General features: G+C 69.7%; 23 protein-coding genes. 18 read left to right on the top strand and 5 right to left on the bottom strand.

Features of this window, described 5'->3' with window-relative positions:
* Positions 1-84: 84 nt before the first annotated feature.
* Positions 85-2802: a sugar-binding protein gene (locus F4558_RS23665; RefSeq protein ID WP_167946010.1), complete on the top strand. Its 2718-nt coding sequence runs from the start codon at positions 85-87 to the stop codon at positions 2800-2802.
* A gap of 220 nt (positions 2803-3022) precedes the next feature.
* On the top strand, positions 3023-3643 hold the full coding sequence (locus F4558_RS23660; RefSeq protein ID WP_209274612.1) for a pyridoxamine 5'-phosphate oxidase family protein: 621 nt from the start codon (positions 3023-3025) through the stop codon (positions 3641-3643).
* A 30-nt stretch (positions 3644-3673) separates the two neighbouring features.
* Here F4558_RS23660 and F4558_RS23655 read toward each other — a convergent pair whose 3' ends face one another.
* Entirely contained in the window at positions 3674-4594 is a 921-nt protein-coding gene (locus F4558_RS23655; RefSeq protein WP_167946008.1) for an AAA family ATPase, read from the bottom strand.
* Between the two features lie 314 nt (positions 4595-4908).
* Between F4558_RS23655 and F4558_RS23650 the strand changes: the two genes are divergently transcribed.
* From F4558_RS23650 to F4558_RS23600, 11 genes are all read left to right on the top strand, one after another.
* On the top strand, positions 4909-5322 hold the full coding sequence (locus tag F4558_RS23650) for a cupin domain-containing protein (RefSeq protein ID WP_245241356.1): 414 nt from the start codon (positions 4909-4911) through the stop codon (positions 5320-5322).
* Positions 5315-6694 carry a class I tRNA ligase family protein gene (locus F4558_RS23645; protein ID WP_167946007.1) on the top strand — a complete coding sequence of 460 codons (1380 nt, stop codon included), beginning with the start codon at positions 5315-5317 and terminating at the stop codon, positions 6692-6694. Before F4558_RS23650 ends, F4558_RS23645 begins: the two co-directional genes overlap by 8 nt.
* A complete protein-coding gene (locus F4558_RS23640; protein ID WP_053659053.1) occupies positions 6687-7736 on the top strand; it encodes an NAD(P)/FAD-dependent oxidoreductase in 1050 nt (349 codons plus the stop codon). The genes F4558_RS23645 and F4558_RS23640 overlap by 8 nt, the downstream gene beginning before the upstream one ends.
* A 13-nt stretch (positions 7737-7749) precedes the next feature.
* On the top strand, positions 7750-9009 hold the full coding sequence (locus F4558_RS23635) for a lysine N(6)-hydroxylase/L-ornithine N(5)-oxygenase family protein (RefSeq protein WP_053659055.1): 1260 nt from the start codon (positions 7750-7752) through the stop codon (positions 9007-9009).
* 5 nt (positions 9010-9014) lie between these two features.
* Entirely contained in the window at positions 9015-9395 is a 381-nt protein-coding gene (locus F4558_RS23630) for an avidin-fold protein (RefSeq protein WP_209273376.1), read from the top strand.
* Complete coding sequence (locus F4558_RS23625) at positions 9388-10077, top strand: LysE family translocator (protein WP_053659057.1); 690 nt, start codon at positions 9388-9390, stop codon at positions 10075-10077. Before F4558_RS23630 ends, F4558_RS23625 begins: the two co-directional genes overlap by 8 nt.
* Positions 10078-10189: 112 nt before the next feature.
* Positions 10190-11857, top strand: coding sequence for a Ycf46 family AAA ATPase (locus tag F4558_RS23620; RefSeq protein WP_245241355.1), 1668 nt, complete (start codon positions 10190-10192; stop codon positions 11855-11857).
* 31 nt (positions 11858-11888) lie between these two features.
* A complete protein-coding gene (locus F4558_RS23615) occupies positions 11889-12344 on the top strand; it encodes a hypothetical protein (RefSeq protein WP_053659062.1) in 456 nt (151 codons plus the stop codon).
* Positions 12341-12559, top strand: a complete 219-nt coding sequence (locus tag F4558_RS23610) for a DUF2997 domain-containing protein (protein ID WP_053659064.1) — start codon at positions 12341-12343, stop codon at positions 12557-12559. Before F4558_RS23615 ends, F4558_RS23610 begins: the two co-directional genes overlap by 4 nt.
* Positions 12543-13382 carry a ComEA family DNA-binding protein gene (locus F4558_RS23605; RefSeq protein ID WP_167946005.1) on the top strand — a complete coding sequence of 280 codons (840 nt, stop codon included), beginning with the start codon at positions 12543-12545 and terminating at the stop codon, positions 13380-13382. The genes F4558_RS23610 and F4558_RS23605 overlap by 17 nt, the downstream gene beginning before the upstream one ends.
* A gap of 37 nt (positions 13383-13419) precedes the next feature.
* Complete coding sequence (locus F4558_RS23600) at positions 13420-14061, top strand: 4Fe-4S single cluster domain-containing protein (RefSeq protein WP_312877389.1); 642 nt, start codon at positions 13420-13422, stop codon at positions 14059-14061.
* Positions 14062-14196: 135 nt separating this feature from the next.
* Here F4558_RS23600 and F4558_RS23595 read toward each other — a convergent pair whose 3' ends face one another.
* The 4 genes from F4558_RS23595 to F4558_RS23580 form a co-directional block, all read right to left on the bottom strand.
* On the bottom strand, positions 14197-14679 hold the full coding sequence (locus tag F4558_RS23595) for a hypothetical protein (protein WP_167946004.1): 483 nt from the start codon (positions 14677-14679) through the stop codon (positions 14197-14199).
* A 64-nt stretch (positions 14680-14743) separates the two neighbouring features.
* Positions 14744-15184, bottom strand: a complete 441-nt coding sequence (locus F4558_RS23590; protein ID WP_053659072.1) for a hypothetical protein — start codon at positions 15182-15184, stop codon at positions 14744-14746.
* Positions 15185-15298: 114 nt separating this feature from the next.
* Positions 15299-16132: a hypothetical protein gene (locus F4558_RS23585; RefSeq protein WP_167946003.1), complete on the bottom strand. Its 834-nt coding sequence runs from the start codon at positions 16130-16132 to the stop codon at positions 15299-15301.
* Positions 16133-16184: 52 nt separating this feature from the next.
* Positions 16185-17267 (bottom strand): family 43 glycosylhydrolase, encoded by a 1083-nt coding sequence (locus F4558_RS23580; RefSeq protein ID WP_231640171.1) that lies wholly within the window; start codon positions 17265-17267, stop codon positions 16185-16187.
* A gap of 309 nt (positions 17268-17576) precedes the next feature.
* Here F4558_RS23580 and F4558_RS23575 point away from each other — a divergent pair, with 309 nt between their 5' ends.
* The 5 genes from F4558_RS23575 (at position 17577) to F4558_RS23550 (ending at position 21814) form a co-directional block, all read left to right on the top strand.
* The gene (locus F4558_RS23575) at positions 17577-17849 is read left to right on the top strand and encodes a tryptophan-rich sensory protein (RefSeq protein ID WP_245241354.1); all 273 of its coding nucleotides are present in this window, start codon (positions 17577-17579) and stop codon (positions 17847-17849) included.
* Positions 17850-18043: 194 nt separating this feature from the next.
* Positions 18044-19435 (top strand): glycoside hydrolase family 6 protein, encoded by a 1392-nt coding sequence (locus F4558_RS23570; RefSeq protein WP_167946002.1) that lies wholly within the window; start codon positions 18044-18046, stop codon positions 19433-19435.
* Positions 19436-19633: 198 nt separating this feature from the next.
* A complete protein-coding gene (locus F4558_RS23565) occupies positions 19634-20161 on the top strand; it encodes a DUF6244 family protein (RefSeq protein WP_167946001.1) in 528 nt (175 codons plus the stop codon).
* Positions 20162-20305: 144 nt separating this feature from the next.
* The gene (locus F4558_RS23560; protein WP_167946000.1) at positions 20306-20755 is read left to right on the top strand and encodes a SitI3 family protein; all 450 of its coding nucleotides are present in this window, start codon (positions 20306-20308) and stop codon (positions 20753-20755) included.
* Positions 20756-21244: 489 nt separating this feature from the next.
* Positions 21245-21814, top strand: coding sequence for a nucleotidyltransferase family protein (locus tag F4558_RS23550; protein ID WP_167945999.1), 570 nt, complete (start codon positions 21245-21247; stop codon positions 21812-21814).
* The last annotated feature ends 2 nt before the right edge of the window (positions 21815-21816 follow it).

Below are 21816 nucleotides of genomic sequence, written 5' to 3'. Positions count from 1 at the left end.
CGGCAGGAGCCAACTGCCAAGAGGCTCCTGCCGGGCCCACACCGTCCCCCCGCAGCACTCGCCCCCACACGAAGAGGTATGCCAATGAAATGGCGCACCACGGCGACTATCGCCATGTGCGGTTTGCTGTCGCTAGGCCTGACCAGTCCGGTCCAGGCCGGCCCCAAGGCCTCATCACCCAAGCCCGACGCCAAGGCCGTCAAGCCTGTCGACCTGGACGTCATGTTCATCGGCGCGCACCCCGATGACGAGGCCGGCCAGCTCGGCATGCTGGGATACTGGAACGAGTATCACGGCATGAAGGCCGGCGTCATCACCACCACCCGTGGAGAGGGCGGCGGCAACGCCACCGGCCTCGAAGAGGGCCCCGAACTCGGCATCCTGCGCGAGGCCGAGGAGCGCAAGGCGGTGGCCTACGCCGGCATCGAGCACATCTACAACCTGGACGCGCTCGACTTCTGGTACACGGCCAGTGCCCCGCTGACCGAAGAGGTCTGGGGTCACCAGGAGACGCTCTCCCGGATCGTGCGGGTGCTGCGGACCACCAAGCCCGAGGTCATCCTCACGATGAACCCCTCGGCCACCCAGGGCAACCACGGTAACCACCAGAAGTCGGCCATGCTGGCGGTCGAGGCGTTCTACGCCGCGGCGGACCCGAAGGCCTTCCCGGAGCAGATCAAGAACGAGGGCCTCAAGCCCTGGCGGGTCTCCCGGATCTTCCAGACCGGTGGCAGTGGCACGACCGGCACCAACGGCCCCGCCTGCGAGACCACGTTCACGCCGGCTGAGGCCAGCAACGTCATCTTCGGCACCTGGCAGGGCTACGAGTCGGCACGGCACGACGGCAACCGGTGGAACACGGTCCAGACCTGGGCCCGCCGGGAGTACGTGTCGCAGGGCTGGGGCAACAGCTCCTTCCCGACGACCAACCCGGCAAACATCGGCTGCAACCGGCTGACCCTGATCGACACGCGCACCCCGTACCCGGACCCGAACGTCGGTGCCGGCACCGGTGCGCTTCAGGGCGCCACCCTCCGTGCCCCCGGCGGCCTGCCGCTGGGCACCGAGGTCCACGTGCGTCCGCAGAAGTGGGAGGCCCTCGCCGGCCAGCCCATCAAGGTCGACACGGTGCTCTACTCCGAGAAGGCCATCCCCGGCGCCAAGGTCACTCTTGACGTTCCGGCTGGCTGGACGGTCAGTGGTAACGGCAACGTCGGCACGCTCACCCCGCGCAAGGAGGTCGTGAAGAGCTTCACGGTCACCCCGCCTGCGCAGGTCACTGTGGGCGAGCGGTTCCTGATCAACGCCACGCTGACGAGCAAGAAGGACGGCAGCGGTACCAGCAGCGCCCGCGTGCAGGGAACTGCTCCGGTGCGCGGCACCCTGGAGCCGCTGGAGGAGATCGCCGACTTCCGCGAGTGGTCGGTCCGTAACAAGGTCCAGCAGCTCGACGCGCTCATCGAGTCCCTGCTGAACATCCCCAGCGGTGGCACCCGTGACGTCAAGGTCAACCTGACCAACCACGGCACGCGGGTCGAGTCCGGAACGGTCAAGCTGAACGTCCCGGCCGGCTTCACGGTGGCGCAGCAGCAGCTGGCGTACAGCGGGCTTCAGCCCGGTGCCCGCACCTCGGTGACCTTCACGGTCACCAACTCCGACACGTCGCTGCCGACCGCCAACCGGGCGCCGGACAACGGCGCGTACCGGGTGGGCATCGAGACCAGCTACAACGGTGGCAGCGCCATCGAGCCGGGCGTGTTCAACCTGGTGCCGACCACCACCATCCCGAAGGCGGCCACCGCGCCGGTCGTTGACGGCCACGGCCACGACCACGAGTACACCGGCGAGGTCGTCGACATCTCGACGCGCTGGGAGGGCACCGCCGCTCCGGCGTCGGACATCTCCGGCACCGCCCAGTTCACCCACACCGACGACGCCCTGTACGCCGTCTTCAACATCACCGACGACGTGCTCGGCACCCTCCTGCCGGCGGTGGACTGCAAGCGTCCGCGCCGTAACGACAACATCGAGTTCGGCATCGACCCGCGCGGCAACTCGGCGAACACCTCCACGGTGTTCAACGTGGCGCTCTTCCCGGCCACCAACGACCCGGCCAACGGCAACCCGCCGTGCTTCGCCCGGGAGCGCGACAACCACCAGGGTGGTCCGGAGACCGCGCCGGGTCTTGAGATCGCCTCGGTCGTCACCAGCAACCCGTACACGGGTTACCGGATCGAGGTCAAGATCCCGTTCAGCGTGCTGCCGGACAACATCGACCCGGCCCGCATGGGGATGAACGTCCTGGTCAACGACTCGGACACGCAGGACCTGTCCTCGCAGACCCGGGTCGGCTGGTCGACCTGGAGCGGCGTTCGGGCTGACCCGTGGCGCTGGGGCAACGCGATCCTGCCGGATCTGACGGCCCGGCCGTCGGCGCCCAAGGCTCCGATCATGCCGGACACGGCGGCGCAGAGCGTCAACTCGCCGCAGACCATCCTCCAGTCCTCCTCGGACGGGGTGGCACCGGGTGGTTACGCGGCGCTGCCGGACGGCACCGTGAAGATCAAGAAGGTCACCGCGACCAACTCGAAGGTCTCGGTGGAGCTCAAGGTGAAGAAGTCCGGCACCGCCAGGGTCTTCGTCTGGGACGGCGAGCGGGTCGTGGCGGAGACCACGGCCAGCCTGAGCAAGGACCGCACTCTGGTCCTGCCGCTGAGCGGGGCGCTTCCGGCCGGTTCGTCGCTGCTCGTCTCGTACGAGAGTGGTGACGCCACCGCCGGTCTCGCTCACCAGCTGCGCTGATCGATTCGGTAAACGCGTCGACCTGACGCACTGATGGGCCGGGCCGCGAGGCCCGGCCCATCAGCCGTGTCCATACCAGTCTCGTCGGAACGCTCCTACACTCCAGCCCGAACCACGCTCGGCCTTTCGAGGCTGCCGGGACAGGGAAACCGACGGGAGACCACAAGTGAGCGACGCCGACCTGCCGTTGTCCGCAACGCCCCGAACCGGGTTGCGTCGCATGAAGGAGAAGGGGCGCAGCGATCGGAGCGCCCTCTTCGACGTCCTGCGGGCCAGCTTCGTCTGCCACCTCGGCGTGCTCGTGGACGGCTACCCGATGGTCGTTCCCACCGTCTACGGATTCGACGACAAGCACCTCTACCTGCACGGGTCGGTGGCCAGCCGGAGCCTCACCACCGGCGCGGAGGTCTGTGCCACCGTCACTGTCGTCGACGGCCTGGTCCTGGCACGCTCGGTCTTCGAACACGGGGTCAACTACCGCAGCGCGATGGTCTACGGTCTGCCGCGTTGGGTGACCGACCCCGACGAGAAGCTGCATGGCCTCCGGACGCTCACCGAGCACGTCGCCCCCGGCCAGTGGGACTACGCCCGTCAACCGAACCGGAAGGAACTGGCTGCCACCGCACTGCTGGCGCTTCCGCTCACCGAGGCGTCGGTCAAGACGCGCAGCGGCCCGCCGGACGATGGCGACAGCCCGGACGCGGAACGTGGCAACTGGGCAGGGGAACTGCCGCTGATCGCGCGGTGGCAGCAGCCCTTGGCCGACCCCGCACTGCCGGCGACCGTACCGGTGCCGGCGCACGTGGCCGCCCGCGCCGGTGCGCGGGTAGACGAACCCTGATCGACAACGGCCGCCGTAGCTGGCGGCGTTCTAGCGCAGTTGCCGGGCCAACTCCGTGAGGGAGAGTCGGGGGTCAATGGCCGCGCAGGCGGCCGCCGCCGTCAGCGCCCGGGGAGAGCCCGCGCAGTGGGCGACGATGCTCTCCAATGCCTCCCGCTCGGTGGCGAGCCGCCGCTCACCGAGACGGGAACGGAGCAGGTTCCACGCCTCCGCGGGGCCGAGTTCGTCGACAACGACGGGACGCGCGGCCTCCGCCGCGACCAGGCAGCTCAGGCGATCGCGGCTGGTCACCACGACCATGCAGCCCGCCACACCGGGCAACAGCGGTCGTGCCTGGTCTGCGTCCCGCGCGTCGTCGAGCACGATGAGCATCCGCCGCCCGGCCAGGGCGCTCCGGTACAGCCCGGCCCGTGCGGCCGGATCGCACGGAATGTCGCCGGGTACGTCCAGCGCCTGGATGAGGCTGCCAAGCGCGTCGGACGGGGCCACCACCTGGTCGTCTGGGCGGCTGCCCCGCAGGTCGAGGTAGAGCACGCCGTCGGCGAAACGAGGAGCGACGCGGTGTGCCCAGTGCAGGGCCAACGCTGTCTTGCCGATGCCGCTCGGCCCGGTGAGGACGCAGATCACCACTGCCGACATTCGCCGAGGTCCACCGTCGAGCAGCCCGTCGAGTTGGGCGAGTTGTGCTGATCGGCCGACGAAGTCCGGAGTGCCGAGCGGTAGCTGCATGGGACGTATCCGGGACGTTGGTGAGGGGCGGGCGGGAAGATTGAGCGCGTCGCGCAGCAGACGAACGGTCGCCGGTCGCGGCTGGGTCACCCGCGCCGACTCCAGGTTGCGGATGCTCCGGACGCTCAGTCCGGTTTTCGCGGCCAATTCCTCCTGGGTGAGGTTGGCCCGCTGTCGTGCTGCGATGATTTCATCACTCAGGGTATTGATGAAGCCGATCACAATGCCGCCTCCACTCGTCGGCCCCGTACGTATTTGGCCGAATTGCGCGGGCGATGCGCCGGATTTGACCCGCTGTCTGGGAAGTCAGCAGCGACATTTGCCGGTGATCTGCCGGTGCGATTCCTGTTTGCGTGGTCACTTTAAGTCCACAGTGGCCTTGCCGCCATTGGTGGCGGTGAAAGTGGCCAAAACGCGTGACGCCGTACCGAGCCTGCTATGCGCCGTATGTCAGCACTGGTCGATCACCGCTTGGACATCGGTGGAACTAATTGCGTTGCGTAATACCTCAGTCCAACCGAGCACGGAGGATGGGCATGCGTAGATATGTCAGCGATGCGGCGGAACTTACCGAGGAGTACGGAATCCAGATCGGTCGCTGGAAGCAGTACCGGGACCTCGGGCCGCTGCCGTTCGACGCGATGTGGTGCGTCATCCCGCCCGGTGGCAGCAGCGCCGAGGACGTACACCCGGAGGTCGAGTTCGCGGTCGTGACCCGCGGCACCGCCATCTACGAGGAGGGTGGGGAGAAGGTCGAAGTGCCGACCGGCGGCGTCATCCTGCTCGACCCCGAACAGCGCCACGTCATCCACAACCCGTCCCCGGTACAGCCGCTGACGATCCTGAGCATCTACTGGATGCCCCAGGACGCCGCCGCCGTCGCGGATGCTGCCGATGCGGACGCCGCCGCTGCCACTGACGGTGCGAGTGGTGGTGCGGGTCGTGACTGAGGCCCTCGGGGCGGCCGTACCGGCCGCACCGGGCGCCGTGCTCGTGGTGACCCCACCGCCGACACCGAACGGGCCACTGCACGTCGGCCACCTCTCCGGCCCGTACGTCGCCGGGGACATCGCGGTCCGCGCGCTGCGCGCCGACGGCCGCCGGGTGGTAGCGCAGTCCGGCCTGGACGCCCACCAGAACTACGTGCTGGCGCGGGCCGAGGCGCTCGGGGAGGCCGTGACGGACACCGCCGCCCGCTACCAGGCGTTGATCTGTACGGCCCTGGACGCGGCCCGCATCCGCTACGACATCATGGCCGACCCGCTGGCCGACGAGGGCTACCGCAGTACCGTGGCCGGGCTGCTCACCGAGCTGGTCGAGGCGAAGGCCGTCGAGATCGCCCCGGTGTCGCTGCGCGCCTGCTCCGCCTGCCACCGGGTCCTGCACCACGTACGGGTCACCGGGACCTGCCCGGTCTGCGGAGCTGGGGCCGCCGGTGGCACGTGTGAGGGCTGCGGCGGGTTCTGCACCGCCGAGACCCTGGTCGGGGCGCGATCGACCTGCTGCTCGGCCGCACCCGAGCCGGTCACCCACACGATCCCGGTGCTCCGCCTGGCAGAGCACCGGGAGCGACTTGCCGAGTTCTGGTCCCGCGCGGTGCTGCCGCCCCGGCTGCGCCGGCTCGTCGGGTCGTACCTCGATGGGGCGCTGCCGGATGTGCCGCTCGCCTATCCGACGGACTGGGGCATCGAGTGGGACGACGGTCTGCGGATCGACGTGTGGGCCGAGATGGCCCTGGCCAACCTGGTAATGCCCGCCCGCCACCTGCGTCCCGACGCGGACGCCCTGGCCGGGTACCTCGACGCTTGGCAGGGCATCGACGAGCAGTGGATCTTCCTGGGGGTCGACAACGCGTTCTACTACGCGGTCCTGATCCCGGCCCTGCACCTCGCCGCCGGCCTGCCCGATCGTCCGACCGGTCTGGTGGTCAACGAGTTCTACCGGCTCACCGGCTCGAAGTTCTCCACCAGCCGGCAACACGCCATCTGGGCCGACGAGTTCCTGTCCAGCGAGGACCCGACCGTGGTGCGGGCGTTCGTGAGCTGGGACCGGCCGGACAGCTACGAGTCCGACTTCCGGCCGGAGGCGTACCAGGCATTCAAGACGCGGTACGCGGCGTCCCTTGACGGGAACGCCCCCGCCCTCGACGCGGCGCTTGCGGACATCGAGCTGACGCGGGGCGAGCAGGCGTTGCGCCCGGAACACTTCGACCCCGCCACGGCGGTCCGCGCGGCGCTGACCGCGTACCGCAGCAGCCCGGAACGGGCGGCCCGGCTGTTGGGTCTGATCGGCGGCACCCTCCCGGCGGAGTCCGGTGGCTGAGCCACGGGTACTCGTCGTCGGCGCCGGCCTGGGTGGGGCCCTGCTGGCTCGACGGTTGCAGGACGCCGGCGCCCAGCCGGTGTTGATCGGCGCGGGAATCGACGGGCCGGAGGGCGGGTACGCCGACGCCACGGCGGCGTCCGGCGGCCTGGTGCGGGCGTTCGAGCCCGACCCGGCCGCCCGTTCCCTGGCCACCGCCAGCCTCGCCGAGCTGCTGGCCGACCCGGTGCTTGCCGAGCAGGCAGGCTGGCGGGAGAGCGGCTCGCTCTACCTGCTGGATGCCGGTGACCTCGATCTGGTGGCCGGTGTCGGGGCGCCGGGGATCGAGGTGTTGACAGGTACGCAGGTCGCCCGCCGGTTCGGCTTCGACCGCCTGCCGGAGCGCAGCGCGGCGGTCTGGGAACCGCACGCCGGATACATCGTCCCGGACCGACTGCGCCGGGCGGCCCTCGCCGGGCTGGACCGGACCGAGGCCACGCCTGTGGCACGGCTCGACGACGACACTGTCGAACTGCGGGACGGTCGGCGGCTAACCGGCGACCTCGTGGTCGTCGCCGCCGGCGCGTGGACCCCCGGCCTGCTGCGTTCCGCCGGGCTCACCACCACGCTGCGCACAAAACACATCCAGTACGCCCACTACGCCGTGGCCCGGAACGACCTGCCGTGTTTCGTCGACGAGACCAGTGGTCTCTACGGCCGACCGGCGGGACCGGGACGCCTGCTACTCGGCCTGCCGAGCACGCGCTGGGACGTCGAACCGCCGACCCCCGAGCCGGACGTCGACCTGACCGAACAGGTCCGGGCAACCGCCCTGCTGCGGCTGCCTGGTCTGGACCCGCGGCCGCTGGGCCCACCGGTCAGCGCCGTCGACTGCTACAGCGAGCCCGCCGGTCTGGCGCTGCGAGCCGTCGCCGGAACCGCGCACACCTTCACCTTCACCGGCGGAAGTGGAGGCGCCGCCAAGACCGCGTTGGCCGCCAGCCGCCTCGCCGCCACCGCCCTGCTCACCAACCGTTCCGCCGTCAATGTCCCAACGGGTTAGACAGAGGCAGAAGATGACGCAGACATATCACGCAGTGGGTATCGGTGCCGGGCCAGCCAACCTGAGCCTCGCGGCCATGTACGACGTCCTCGCGCCACACCAGATCGCCCTGTTCGAGGCGCGTGACCAGCCGGGGTGGCACGACGGAATGCTGCACAGCGGCGTACGGATGCAGACCGGCTGGGTCAAGGACCTGGTCTCGCTGTACGACCCGACCCATCCGCTGTCGTTCCTCAACTACCTGGTCACCACGGGCCGGGTCTACGCACTGCTGGGCGCGGGCTTCGACACGATCCCGCGTGTGGAGTACCAGCAGTACCTGGTGTGGGCGGCGAGCCAGTTGCCGAACATCACCTACGGCACCCGGATCGACCACGTCGAGTTCGACGGCGCGTTGGTGAGCCACAGCCGCGGGGAAGCTGTCGCCCGGTCCCAGCACCTGGTGATCGGCACCGGGACGATGCCCTTCGTGCCGGAGTTCCTGGGTGCCCTCGACCCCCGACACGTCTTCGTCGCCGACGAGCTGAACCAGCGCCTCACCACAGTGCCCGACGAACCGGACCTGCCCTGGATCGTGATCGGCAGCGGCCAGACCAGCGCCGAATGTGTCGCGGCGCTGCTCAGCCGTGGGTGCCGCGACATCAAGTGGATCGGCCGCCGGTCGTGGTTCGCGCCGCTGGAGGATTCCCCCTCCGCGAACGACCTGTACCGACCCGCGTACCAGGAAGCGTTCCTCAACCTCTCAAGGGACGTCCGCGAACGCCTCGTCTCCGGTCAGATCCTCACCAGCGACGGCATCTCACCCGGCACGCTGCGCGGCATCTACCAGCACAACTACGAGGAGCGGCTGCGGGCCGGGCGGTTCCCGGTCACGATCATGCCGAGCCGGACCGTGACCGGCGCCCGGCAGCTGGACGGCGAGATCGAGTTGGAATGCCTCACCGCCGGCAGTGGCGAGGAACGGCACCGGGCGGCGAACGTGGTGGTCGCGGCGGGACGGCGGCTCGCGCCGCTGCCCTTCGACCCGGACCTGTCGGCCCTGGTCGACGTCGACGAGCGCGGCGAGCCGATCATCGAGTCGGACTACTCGATCCGGTGGAAGCACGCCGACGACCACAAGATCTTCGTGCTGAACCGGGGCCGATACGTGCAGGGGCTCGTCGACTCCAACCTGAGCATCCTGCCGATCCGCAGCGCGATGATTCTCAACTCGATCGCGGGTCGCGTCGTCTGCCCGTTCCGCGACGACTACCTCAGCACTCAGTGGGCGTGAGCGCGATGACCACATTCGACTACGACGACAAGATCTTCGTCTCCGTTGACCACGGCGATCCCGATGTCGCACCGCTGACCGGGCACTACCACCAGCGCGGCGACCTCGTGTGGGCGGAGATCACCGGCGGTGCCGTACGACGCGGCTCACTGACCGGGACCTGCGACGCCGAGGGCGTGGTGCGGTTCGCGTACATGGAGGTGCTCTCGGACGGCGCCATAGTGGTCGGCGAGTGTGTCTCCCATCCCGAGCGGCTTCCGGACGGACGGATCCGGCTGCGCGAGGAGTGGCGCCGACACGGCCCACGGCCGGACAGCGGCGTGTCCGTCATCGAGGAGGTCGCACCAGCCTTCGCCGCTCAGAGAAAGAACCCGCAGCATGTCTGACATCCAGATCGTCGCCTTCATCGCCGCCAGCCTCCTGATCATCATCGTGCCGGGGGTGGACTTCGCGCTTGTCACCAGGCAGACCGTCCGGTACGGCCGGCGGGCTGGCTTCGTGGTGCTGGGCGGGCTCGTCGTGGCCGCCCTGGTGCACGCCTCGCTCGCCACGGCCGGTCTGTCCGCGTTGCTGCTCTCCTCGCCGGTGCTCTACACGGTGCTGCGCATCGCCGGCGCCCTCTACCTCATCTACCTGGGCGGCACCATCCTCTGGGCCACCCGACCACGGCGGGTGGCCCCGGCCGAGCAGCCGGTCACGGTCGGCGCGGGGTCGGGCGGCAACGGCACGGGTACGACTGCCGTGGAACCCCCCGCGGACGAGGAACCGCACGTGGCGCGGCGGTCGTTCATCATGGGGATCACCAGCCAGCTGCTGAACATCAAGGTGGTCATCTTCTACGTGTCGTTCGTGCCGCAGTTCGTCAAGCCTGGCGACGGTGCGGCGGCCCGGACGGCGGTGCTTGCCGCGACGTTCATCGGCCTCGCGGTGCTCTGGTGGGCCTGCTACATCCTGCTCATCGACCGGCTGCACCCCTGGTTGACCCGCCCGTCAGTGCTCAAGGTGATCGAGCGGCTGACCGGCGTGATCCTGATCGTCCTCGCGATCCGGATCGCCCTCAGCTCCTGAGCAAGGTGTTCGGCGGGCCGACGGGCCGACGGGCGTCGGGTGCCGCGATTTCGTTGATCGAGGCCTCGCGGGCACTGCTAAAGTCGGCCGGCCTGGTGAGGGGGAGTCGGCGATGGCGATGGCGACAACGTTCCGTGAAGCACTCTCGCAGTTGCTCAAGGCGCGCTTTCCCATCCTCTACGTCGAGTCGTACGAGGAGCACCGGGTCATCCAGGAGGTGACGGCGGTGGCCCGCGACGCGGACCTCGTGCGTACCCCCCGGTCGGTGTGGACATGGTCAGCCACGGAAGGGCTGGTACAACCGGACGGCAACCCGCGCAAAGGCACGACGGACCCGGAGGACGCGCTCACCGCGGCGCTTCGGATCGACGAACCCAGCGTGCTCATCTTCAAGGACCTGCACCCGGCGCACGGAGGTGGTGAACGGCCCGGAAGCCCGGGTGTGATCCGGCGTCTGCGGGACGTGGCGGTGGCCTTCAAGTCCGGTCCGGTCGCTCGCGCGTTGGTGCTCGTCTCTCCCGTGCTGCGGATACCCGTCGAGTTGGAGAAGGACATCACCATCGTCGACTTCGCGCTCCCGAGCGACGCGGAGATCCGGTTGGTGCTCGACGGGATGATCGCGGCCAACTGTGCCAGCGGCCGGATACAGATGGGGCTTGACGACATCGGCCGGGAACGGCTCGCGAAGGCGGCCCTTGGCCTCACGCTCCAGGAGGCCGAGAACGCCTTCGCCCGCGCGATGGTCAACGACGGCGTGCTCGACCTCGACGACATCGCGGTGGTGCATGAGGAGAAACGGCAGACGGTACGCAAGTCAGGGCTGCTGGAGTTCGTCGACGTCAACGTCGACCTGGCCGACGTGGGCGGGCTGGAGAATCTGAAGCGGTGGCTCGCCAAGCGGGACAATTCCTGGCTGGCGGAGGCGGCGGAGTACGGGCTTCCCGCGCCCCGGGGTGTGCTGATCACGGGCGTACCCGGCTGCGGGAAGTCGTTGACGGCGAAGGCCGTCGCCGCGACCTGGGGGTTGCCGCTGCTCCGGTTGGACGTCGGCCGGGTCTTCTCGGGGCTCGTCGGGTCGAGCGAGCAGAACCTCCGCAACGCCATCCGGACGGCGGAGGCGACCTCACCGTGCGTCCTCTGGGTCGACGAGATTGAGAAGGGCTTCCCGGCGGGCGGTGCCAGCGGCGGCGACTCGGGCACCTCGTCACGCGTCTTCGGTACGTTCCTCACCTGGCTCCAGGAGAAGACGAAGCCGGTCTTCGTCATCGCGACGGCCAACAACATCGAGAGCCTGCCACCGGAGATGTTGCGCAAGGGACGCTTCGACGAGATCTTCTTCGTTGACCTCCCGACCAGCACCGAGCGCGTTGCCATCTGGTCCGTCCACATCGCGAAGCGCCTGACCCGCCCCGCTGTCGCCGGTGGCCTCACCGTCGACGACCCTCTGCTCAAGGAACTCTCCGTGCTGAGCGAGGGCTATGCGGGCGCGGAGATCGAGCAGGCGGTGATCGCCGGTCTCTTCGACGCTTTCTCGGAGCGACGCCCGTTGCGCAAGGACGACCTCGTGCGCGGTGTGGCGAACATGGTGCCGCTGAGCGTGACCCAGGCGGAGCGGATTGCGGCTATTCGCGCCTGGGCGGAGGTACGCACTGTCGCGGCCACTGCTGCCGAGGACTGGGACCTGCGTGGGCGTGCCGGCACACCCAATCCGCCCACCGTTGCCAACCGACCAGGCGATCCGCCACCTCGTGGCGGCGGTGAAAGATCAGTCGAATTCTGATGCTCCCTTCGCGAACGAGAGGGCTGGTCCCTTGAGCGTCTCACTGCTGCTCGTGCCGCTGGCCGTGGCGACCGTCGCCGCCGTTCGCGGCGCCACCGCCGACCGCGATGAACGTGGCCACATCATCTGCCAGGTGCAGACACGGATGCGGGACGAGGTGTTGCTGACCGCTGCCCTGCGTGAGACCGACGCGGTCGTCACCGTCGACGGCCAGGGGATCGTCGCGGCCTGGGACCGCGTGCAGGCGAACTTCCAGCGCGGAGAGAACGACGTGTGGTCGGCGCACCTGACCGGTGAGGTCGATGAGCAGCGAGCCGTCGACATCATCCGCGCCGTGGACGCCGGATACGGGCGGCAGGTCCAGCGCGCCGTCCTCGACCGGCTCCGGGAGCGAGCTCCGGCCGCCGGACTTCGGCTGGAGTCCGAGACCGTCGCCGACGATGCGAGCGTACGGATGGTCTTCGCGGTCGAGGGGCGGCAGTCATGACGGAGAAGCCGCAGATCGTGTTGACGGTGGCGACCGACGGCATCGTGAGCGCCGAGACCAGAGGTGTGGTGGGTAGCGGCTGTCTCGACTACATCAGCGTGTTGGAAGATCTACTCGACGCGCGCACCGTGGAGAGCGCATACACCGCCGACTACACCAGGACCACCGTGAACGCGCGGAACCTTCAGGAAGATCTCGATGTCGAACGTGCCTAACGGGGCGTGGGCCGCTCCACCGCCTCCCGCGAACCCGGGCGCGAGCCTGTGGTGGCGGATCCTGCACAGCTGGTGGCTGCTGCTTCCCCTGGTCGGTATGGGCTGCCTGGGAGGAGCGGGCTTCCTCTACGTGGGGCTCCGCGCCCGACGTGCGACCTGGTGGATACCGGGCATCGTCTATGCCGCTGCCGGTATCGGCGCGTTCGTGTTCCTGGACGGTTCGGGCAAGCGGACCACCGTGGGCGGCTGGGCAGCCGGCGCACTTCTAGCGATCTGGGTGGCGAGCATCTTTCACGCCTGCCTCATCAACTCGGCCTGGCTGCGGTGGCAGGCAAACCACGTGCCCTGGTACGCGCAACCGACGGCACCGCCGCCCGTCTGGACAGGCGGCCCCTATCCTCCGGCTCCGGCGGGAGCACCGTTCTACCCGCCGACGCCCGCACAGCCCGCGGTGGCGGGCGTCATCCCGACCCCCGACACCTACTACGGCCCAGGTCCCACGGCGGCGACGCAGCAGGCACCAGCGGCGATACCGCAGCCCGCAGGCACTGCGGCAGTGCCCCCGTCGATCGACGTCAACGCCGCGACACCCGCGCAGCTCGCCGCGCTCCCGAACTTCCACCCGGCCCGGGTGCACCAGGTGATGACCGAACGGCAGGCACGCCGGGGCTTCGGCAGCGTGGAGGAGTTCGCCACGGCGGCGAACCTGGCCCCGCACGAGTTCGCCCACGTCAGGCACCTGCTGACCTGCGCACCGCCGCACCCGGGGTCGCCGCCCGCCCAGTCGCCGCCGTTACCCCACGGCCGCGTACTCGATGTCTGATGGCGGTCCCCGCCCGCTTCCCTCCGCATCGGGGCTGGTGTCGGTAGCACGGTTCCTCGCGTCGACACGGGCCGAAGGACCGGGCGAGCGCACGGCGGTCTGGGTGCAGGGCTGCACGATCCGATGCGCCGGCTGCTTCAACCCCCACATGTGGACCTTTCGGGGCGGTGAGGGGCTTGCACCGGACGACCTGGCAGCCCGCATCCTCCACACCGGCACCGACGGGTTGACGCTGCTGGGCGGGGAGCCTTTCGACCAAGCCGCGGCGCTTGCCGAGGTCGCGACCGCTGTACGCCGAGCCGGTCGGTCGGTCATGACCTTCACCGGCTACACCAGCGAGCAGCTGCGGGAGGCCGTCGCCGAGGGCCGTGAGGATGTCGCCGCGTTGCTCGGCGAGACGGATCTGCTCGTCGCCGGCCCGTTCCTGCGGGACCGCATCGACACCGTCCGGCCGTGGGTGGGGTCGGCGAACCAGGAGTTCATCGCGCTGAGCGACCGCTTCCCGCACCTGCTCGACGACGTGCGACGCGAGCACGACCGCATCGAGATCAGCGTCGACGCCTCCGGTCAGATCGCCGTCAACGGGTGGGCGGAGCTGGAACTGCTGGACGAACTGCTGAGCTCCCTGGGCCGCAACCCGCCTGCTCGGCCGCCTCGGGGGGCCAGCCCGACTGCATAGGCGAGGCCGGCCGCCCCGGTCGTTCCGGGACTTCTGCCGCGACCGGCTGGCCGGCGGGCTGTCGACATCGGACGACCCTTCGTCATCGCGGGTCTGACCTGGCCTGTCCCGCGTCGTCGGCACTGCGCGGCCGCGTCAGCGTTGCCGCCACACCTGGAACGTCTGCTGGACTCGCCAGGCTCCGTCGGGCTGTCGTGCCTCGTTGCGCCAGCGGAACTCGTCGGCCTCGATGTCGGAGAAGGTCCAGCGCAGATCGCCACCGTCGAGCACGATCTGGTCGGCGACGCGGGAGGCCAGGAATGTGTGCGTCCGACGTCGGCCCGGCCCCACCCAGGTCGAGCGCCAAATCCCCGCACCGGCTGTGGGATCCGGGAATCGCAGGCTGACGCCGTGCTCGACGCCGGGCAGGATCCACACATCGGTGGTTGCCGACCCGCCTAGCGCGTACCCGAAGTGCCACTCGCCTCGACGGACCGTGGAGGTGCCCTCGGGGTCGTACTCGGTGCAGTCCAACAACCAGGACCCGGCGAACTGCCCGAACAGGCTGAGGTCGACGCCTTCGGCGGGCCCGTCCGCGAGGAAGGCGGCAGCGACGGCGGCGGACGGATCGATCACCATGCCAGAACGATAGTCGCACCGTGAGGTCGGCACGGCGCGCAACAGTCGTTGACGCGGACGATCATCACGACTCACCGTCACGGCGAACGGCAGCCAGCGCACCGGCGATCGCGGTTCCGAATCCGATGGCCATCAGTGGCATTCCCATCCCGAAGGGCAGCTCACCGACCCAGTCGATGCTGGTGCGCTCCGGCAGCGTGCCCAGGCTCACCGCGACCACGGCACCGGCGAGGAACATCCCGGCCACCGTCGCGCCGGCGGCGAACAGGGCGAGTTCCACGGACCGGCCGGCCCAGAGGCTGGCGCAGATGGCGATCACGAGGAACACCACTACCCACCAGGTCCAGCCGCCCTCCTTCTCCAGGTAGCCCCAACCCGAGTACCACCACTGGCGGCGAGGGCTGCCACGGAACCACGGGGTCAGGTAACCGAACAGTGCGGTAGCGGTGCCGATCAGAAGCAACCCATTGGGTTGCGGGCGGTACCAGCGAGGGGTGTCGTCCATGGTCCAGGAAACTAGCAGCCCTGATCATCGGCGCAGGTCGGTGATCGTCGCCCTGCCGGCCCTGCCCGGCGTCCCCTGGGGACGCCGGGCACGTGCGTGTCCGCGAACTGTCGATCAGGCGCGGCGGAGCTGAAGCACCGCCACGCGGGCATCGTGGCCGTCGACATTCATGGGGATGACCTTGCGTTTGCGGAGCTGGATCTGCACCCCGTTGGTGCCCTGGAGCCAGCCGATCTGGTCGATGCCGGTAGCGAAGGCGCGCGTCTCCTTCGCCGGGAAGAGCTTCGGCATCGGGTCGCGGTTGGTGTCACCGGTCCAGATCACCGGGTAGCCACGGGCGTTCCAGCTGGCGATCCGGTCGTGGAGGACGTCGAAGTGGCGGGCCCACCGGTTCCTGCGCCACGCCTCCTCCGGATCGGTCCTGCCGTTGTGGGCGCCGGCGACGAAGTGCGTGTTGAGAAAGGCGAACTGAAGGGCCGCGTCGTCGTGCGCGGCCAGGAGAACCTCGGAGATGACGCGGTTCGGCGAGACATGTGCCTTGCCCTCGTGGACGGGCGTGACGTCGGCGCGGAGCACGTCGTACACCCGGGGCACGGAGATGGGTACGCGGTGCCCGCCGTCGTCCAGGTGCACGTTGCGGTAGCGGGGGCCGAACTGGCCGTTGATCCAGCCCTTCTCCTTCGTGTCGCCGTCTCCCTCACCGATCTCCTGCCAGCCGACCAGGGGAAGGTCCTCGGGGCCGGTCAGGCGCAGAGCGTTCCGGACGGCGGTGATCGCGGCCTTGCGCTGGCCGAGGTTGGTGCGGCCGATGTTGGCGGTGACGACGCCGAGGTCGCGCCAGGCGGTCGCCGCGCCGGCCGGTGCGGCGAAGGTGAAGGCACCGGTGGTGCCGGCGAGGACGACGCCACCGGCGACGCCGAGGGCCTGCCGTCTGCTTATCGGATTCATTCGATCCTCTCTGGGGACTGTCCGTCGGGCGAGTGAGGTGTGGGATCGCTGACTACGAGACGAGGAAGCCGCTGGTGGGGCGGGTCAGCACGCCTGTCATCGGGAACCGGGGGCCGCCGTCCCACCAGTGCCAGACCACCCGGGCGGTGCCGTCGGCGGCGCGGAAGACGTCCATTCCGCCGGGCCCCTGGTGATTGCCGGGCAGGCCCCGGATCGGGTTCAGCCCGGCCGTGCCGGTGAAGCCGAAGAACGGACGGGTGACACCTTCACGGATGGGGGTGCAGCGGGAGCTGGGCAGCGGGGTCGTGCCGCAGTTCGCGATGCCGGTGGAGTATCGGGCGCTGTCCCAGTTGTTGCCCGAGTACATCAGGTACCACCTGCCGTCGGCCTCCTTCCACATCGACGGGTTCTCGACCACGTGGGTGCCGCCGTTGATCTTGGCGGAGTCCCAGGTGATGTCGGCGCTCTTGAGCATGTCCCGCCGGGTGTCCCAGATCGCGCGTCCCTCGCCGTCGGTGCGCACGGTGGAGATGCCGGTCCCCGCGCCGGTGGTGATGGCGTCGTCCCGATAGGTGACGTACAGGTTCCCGCCGCCCACGAACGGGTTGGCGTCGAGCGCCCACCGGCCCGCGTCGGGGCACGCCCATTCGCCCTGGTTCTGGAAGGGGCCACGGGCGCTGTCGGCGACGGCCCGCCCGATGCACTTCTGGCCGGAGCCCTTCCGGGACGCCGTGTAGAACATGAAGAACCGGTCGCCGAAGCGTGCGACGCCGGGTGCCCAGACCGACCCGCCGGGCTCCGCCCAGCCACCCGGGCCGGAGGGCAGGGCGTCGTGCGACGCGCAGTTGGTCATGCCGACGCTGTTGCCGGAGCCGTGGACGAGGACGGGCACGTACAGCTTGCCGGTGGCGCCGCAGCGCGCGCCGGTCCCGGCGCCGACCGTGGTGCCGTAGGTGACGTACGAGCCGTCCTTCGCCAGCACGGTGTCGGGGTCGGCGAGCGGGAACGTGGACGTGCTCGCCAGGGTGGCGAAGTCGTCCTGGGGCACCGCGCCGGCGGGCGGCGCTCCCGTGGTCGCGACCAGTGCGGCCGCCGCGAAGGCGACGATCGCCCCGCGCTTTCGGAGAGATTTCATCATCGGGCAGCCTTCTTCGAGATGGGTGGGTTCGCTGGGGCGGTTCCACCGGTCCGCCAGCAGCACCGCAGTGCCGAAGGCCCTCCGGCCGTTAGTCCGGGTCACGATGACCCTGGTTCGCTCCGCGCCGGCCGCTCGGGCGGTGCCCGCGTCGGCTTAGCCGAGGAATTTCGCCGTCACCGCGTCGGTGACCGGTGCCGGCTCTGCCGTGGGAGGTGCGGTCGCATGGAACCTCCCTATCGACGATCATCGCTGTTGTTTGGAGGCTATCGAAGGGTGTGAAAATTGTCTACGAACCTCGGTGACTTGATGAAGGATCTGTGCATCGAGACGTACCCGGAACCGACCTTCCGGCGGTCGGCGGGCGGCGATTCATCCGACATGGCGCTGTTCTTCGGCGCCCGCAAGCTCGCCGCCGCGCTGGCCGAGATCGCCGCGCTCAACGCGTCCAACCTGGTGTTGCTCGGCCGCGCCGCGCGTGCGGACCGCCTGGCCGGTGCCGCACTGGCTCCGTACGCCGCATGGACCCTCTTCGCCACAGTGCTCAACGGCACCATCGTGGGCCTCAACAGAGGCAGGTGAGCCGGCCGCCGGACGGCATTCCGCCGGCCCGGCGCGAGCGCCACGTCGCGCTTGGCGCGAGCCATGACGTCAACGACCGTCGCTTCCGTTGCGACGTACCCGCACACCTTGGCAGCGGGGCGCGCCTCCGCTACCGTCCATGGAAACGCTCCCATGAACTTAGATACATCGATGTGATCAGGAGGAAACACGTCGTGGCTACCCTGTCCTCGCTACGCCGCAGATCGGTGGCCGCCAGCGTGGCTGCCGTCGCGGGTGCCGCCGTCGTCGGGGCCTGCCTCGCCGTCGGCAGCGCCTCCGCAGGAACGCTGTCCGGATCGCTCTACCGTGACCCCACGTCGGCTGTCGTCCGCTGGGTCGCCGCCAACCCTGGCGACTCGCGTACCGCCGTGATCCGCGACAAGATCGCGAGTCAGCCGCAGGCCCGATGGTTCGCCAACTTCAACCCGTCGACAGTGCAGGCCGAGGTCTCCGAGCACATCAGCGCCGCCAACGCGGCCCAGCAGATCCCGGTGCTGGCGGTATACGAGATCACCAACCGGGACTGCGGCGGGGCCAGCGCGGGCGGGGCACCGGACCTCAACCAGTACCAGACGTGGGTGTCCAACTTCTCCAGAGGGCTGGGCAACCAGACCGTCATCATCATCCTGGAGACCGATTCGCTCGCCCTGCTGACCTGCCTGAGCAGCGCTGAGATCAACGCGCGCAACCAGGCGATCACGACTGCCACCCGGACCATCAAGTCGGGCAACCCCAACGCCAAGGTGTACCTCGACGGCGGCCACTCCACCTGGAACAGCGCAGGTGAGACGGCAAACCGGCTCCGCGCGGCCGGCGTGCAGTACGCCGACGGCTTCTTCACGAACGTGTCGAACTACAACTCCACCTCCAGCGAGGCGAACTTCGGCCGGGCCGTCATCTCCGCCCTCAACGGCATGGGCCTCTCGGGCAAGCGCCAGGTCATCGACACCAGCCGCAACGGTGGCGCCAGCGGTGACTGGTGCGGCGACGACAACACCGACCGGCGCATCGGGCAGTACCCGACGACGAACACCGGCGACAGCAACATCGACGCGTACCTCTGGGTGAAGCCGCCGGGTGAGGCGGACGGCTGCCGCTACACGGCCGGCTCGTTCCAGCCCGACCTGGCCTTCAGCCTGGCCAACGGCGCGCCCAACCCGCCGCCGACGACCGCTCCTCCGACGACCCCGCCGCCGACCACCGCTGCCCCCACCACCCCGCCGCCGACGACGGCTCCCCCCACCACGCCGCCTCCCACCACGCCGCCGCCGACCGGTAACGGCTGCTCCGCTTCGGTGGTGCTCAACCAGTGGCCCGGCGGCTTCACCGCGAGCGTGACGGTCACCGCAGGCTCCGCGGCCATCAACGGCTGGACCGTGACCATCACGCTGCCCGGCGGCGCTGCGGTCACCAGCACCTGGAGCGCCCAGGCCAGCGGTAACAGCGGAACCGTGCGGTTCACGAACGTGAGCTACAACGGACAGGTCGGCGCCGGCCAGTCGACCAACTTCGGCTTCCAGGGCACCGGCACCGGCCCGGGTGCGGCCACCTGCGCGGCCGCCTGACCCCACACCACGGCGGGCCCGGCGCGGAGGAGCACCCTCCGCGCCGGGCCCGCTCCCGTCCCGAGGTACGTCTGCCCCGCCAAGGGCAGGATTGGCCATACTTTTTCGGCGGCTCGTCCAGCCGGGCGGCGCGGGGCCGGTGCCGGTAGGTTCGGGTTTCGAGCACCTTCACTGTCGTCGTCTGGGGGCGCTGGCCACGTGTCGCAGATCGAGAAGATCACCGGTGAACTCCGCGCCTTGATGGCGGGGGTCGAACGCGCGCAGGGGCTGGTGGCCGCCGCCGACAGCCAGGCGCAGGAGGTGGCGTTGCGAGCGGCGGGCGCGGGCTTCGTCGCCGTGGCGGCAGGTGTGACCCGGATACGCAACGCGATCGCGGGCGTCCAGGGCGGCCTGGGAAGTCTTGCCGGGTCGATCGGTGAGGCGACGAAGGCCACCGCGGCGGTGCCGAACGAGGCCAGCGCGCAGGAGACGGTCGCCGGGCTGGCGCCGGTGCGGAGTGCAGTGGATGCCGCCCGTGAGGCGGCGGCCGGGGCCATCACCCAGATCGGCGAGGCGCAGCAGCTCGTCACAGTGGTCCTGCAGGGCGGGCAGCCCGGGCCGCTGTTGCAGGCGCTGGATGCCGTCAAGCAGGTCCTGATGCAGGTCGTTGCGCGTACCGGAGGGGCCGGGCAGGCCATCGACGTGGCGATCGCGCAGGCGCGGCAGTTGGGGGCGTCGGGAAACTGACGAGGCTGGCGGTCATCCATCGGCCAACTCCACCCCTTCCGAGCACGGTGATCCGCCTTCGACAGCGGCTGAAGGAACTGGCGGCCGTAATGCGCGACGGTGCGATCATTCAGCTCGTTCGGCGAGACTGATGAAGGGGCGCAGATGGCTGTCGAGTACCAGCTGACGCTGGCGGGCGACATCCCACTCGATCAGGTGGCGGAGCTGGCTGCTCCCGGAGCGGTCGAGACGTCCACGGCGTCCGGCGGCAGGATGCTCAGCGCCGACCTGAACGACGAGGACGGGTACGTCGTGGACATCACCGGCGGCCGGCACGGCTACTACGGTGCCCAGGACGACGGTGGCGCTCTGTGGCAGTGGGAGCCGGAGACCTACGTCGACGTCAGCTTCTACATGCGCAAGGACACTCTTGTCGACAAGGGCAAGCCCCACATGTTGGCGACAGTGGCCAGGGTCCTCGCCGCCAGGGCCGAGGATGCGGCCCTGACCTTCAACTACGACGTGCTGATGCTGACCCGCGTCGCGGGAGTCATCCAGAAGCACAACATGGACGGCTGGTACGACGACGACTACGACCGGATTCTTCACGTCTGACGGTCGTACGTCCTCGGCGGGCCCCACCGCGGCGAGGCTGCTCGACACGTCGCGCTGTCGCGCGGCGTCACCTCATAATCACGGGCCTCGCTCGTTTCAGGTTGGCGACCAACTCTTCGCGGCTCTGCCCGGGCACGGAATGGTTCCACGCGGTGTGCCGGGAGCGGAGCGCCACGTCTCGCTCAGCGGGCTGTTGTCCACGGTGTCGAACCCGAACTGGTCGTACAGGCAGGTGACGAGGGCGACGACTTCGAGGTAGTCGCTCCGATCAGCGTGAGTACCTCCCGTTCCCGCTCGGTCACCCCGTCCAGCCGTCGCGGCAGCGGCCGGGCAAGCCGAGAGGACCACGACGGCGAGCAGGAGCCACCCGGTTCGAGTGCTTCTGGATACTGTTACGGGCCGCGCACGTCCTGCAGTCCGGTCAGGGTGCCCTCGTAGGCCGAATGTTTGGCTGACCAGCAATCCCAACTGCGGCAACCAGGGGAAACAATGCGGGAAGACGAACTGCGGGACCTGGTCCAGCGCAGCCCCTGGCTGATCCGGGCGCTGGGCGCCGTCCGGGACTCCGGCCTGCCTGACGCATGGATCGGCGCCGGCGCCATCCGCGACCTGGTCTGGGGCGAGCGGTACGGCGATGGATTCGACCCCTCGCTGGTGCGGGACATCGACGTCGTCTTCCACGACCCGACGGACCTGAGCCGCGACAACGATGACCGGGCAACCCAGCAGCTGGTGATGGCCTGGCCGGAGCCGCCATGGGAGGCGAAGAACCAAGCCGCCGTGCACACCTGGTACCCGGCCAAGTTCGGCGGCGGCCCGGTGACGCCGTTGCGCACCATCGCCGACGCGGTCGCCACCTGGCCGGAGTACGCCACCGCCGTGGCGATCCGCCTCGACGCGTACGACCAGATCGCGGTGTGTGCGCCGCACGGCCTCGACGACCTGCTCGACGGAGTGTGGCGGCGCAACCCGACCAGGGTCAGCCCCGAGATCTCCCGGCAGCGACTGGCCCGCCATCGCCCCGCCGAACACTGGCCCGGCGTCCGCGTCGTGATGTGAGC

The organism is Micromonospora profundi, assembly GCF_011927785.1.
GTDB lineage: Bacteria > Actinomycetota > Actinomycetes > Mycobacteriales > Micromonosporaceae > Micromonospora > Micromonospora profundi.
The sequence above is the reverse complement of the archived record's forward strand: the minus strand, read 5'-3'. Positions and strand labels throughout refer to the sequence as shown.

Excerpts from the sequence above, each read along its gene's own strand:
- F4558_RS23665 (WP_167946010.1), top strand. The coding sequence starts at position 85 with ATGAAATGGCGCACCACGGCGACTATCGCCATGTGCGGTTTGCTGTCG.
- F4558_RS23660 (WP_209274612.1), top strand. The coding sequence starts at position 3,023 with ATGAAGGAGAAGGGGCGCAGCGATCGGAGCGCCCTCTTCGACGTCCTG.
- F4558_RS23650 (WP_245241356.1), top strand. The coding sequence starts at position 4,909 with ATGCGTAGATATGTCAGCGATGCGGCGGAACTTACCGAGGAGTACGGA.
- F4558_RS23635 (WP_053659055.1), top strand. The coding sequence starts at position 7,750 with ATGACGCAGACATATCACGCAGTGGGTATCGGTGCCGGGCCAGCCAAC.
- F4558_RS23630 (WP_209273376.1), top strand. The coding sequence starts at position 9,015 with ATGACCACATTCGACTACGACGACAAGATCTTCGTCTCCGTTGACCAC.
- F4558_RS23625 (WP_053659057.1), top strand. The coding sequence starts at position 9,388 with ATGTCTGACATCCAGATCGTCGCCTTCATCGCCGCCAGCCTCCTGATC.
- F4558_RS23620 (WP_245241355.1), top strand. The coding sequence starts at position 10,190 with ATGGCGATGGCGACAACGTTCCGTGAAGCACTCTCGCAGTTGCTCAAG.
- F4558_RS23610 (WP_053659064.1), top strand. The coding sequence starts at position 12,341 with ATGACGGAGAAGCCGCAGATCGTGTTGACGGTGGCGACCGACGGCATC.
- F4558_RS23605 (WP_167946005.1), top strand. The coding sequence starts at position 12,543 with ATGTCGAACGTGCCTAACGGGGCGTGGGCCGCTCCACCGCCTCCCGCG.
- F4558_RS23595 (WP_167946004.1), bottom strand. The coding sequence starts at position 14,679 with ATGGTGATCGATCCGTCCGCCGCCGTCGCTGCCGCCTTCCTCGCGGAC.
- F4558_RS23590 (WP_053659072.1), bottom strand. The coding sequence starts at position 15,184 with ATGGACGACACCCCTCGCTGGTACCGCCCGCAACCCAATGGGTTGCTT.
- F4558_RS23585 (WP_167946003.1), bottom strand. The coding sequence starts at position 16,132 with ATGAATCCGATAAGCAGACGGCAGGCCCTCGGCGTCGCCGGTGGCGTC.
- F4558_RS23580 (WP_231640171.1), bottom strand. The coding sequence starts at position 17,267 with ATGAAATCTCTCCGAAAGCGCGGGGCGATCGTCGCCTTCGCGGCGGCC.
- F4558_RS23575 (WP_245241354.1), top strand. The coding sequence starts at position 17,577 with ATGAAGGATCTGTGCATCGAGACGTACCCGGAACCGACCTTCCGGCGG.
- F4558_RS23560 (WP_167946000.1), top strand. The coding sequence starts at position 20,306 with ATGGCTGTCGAGTACCAGCTGACGCTGGCGGGCGACATCCCACTCGAT.
- F4558_RS23550 (WP_167945999.1), top strand. The coding sequence starts at position 21,245 with ATGCGGGAAGACGAACTGCGGGACCTGGTCCAGCGCAGCCCCTGGCTG.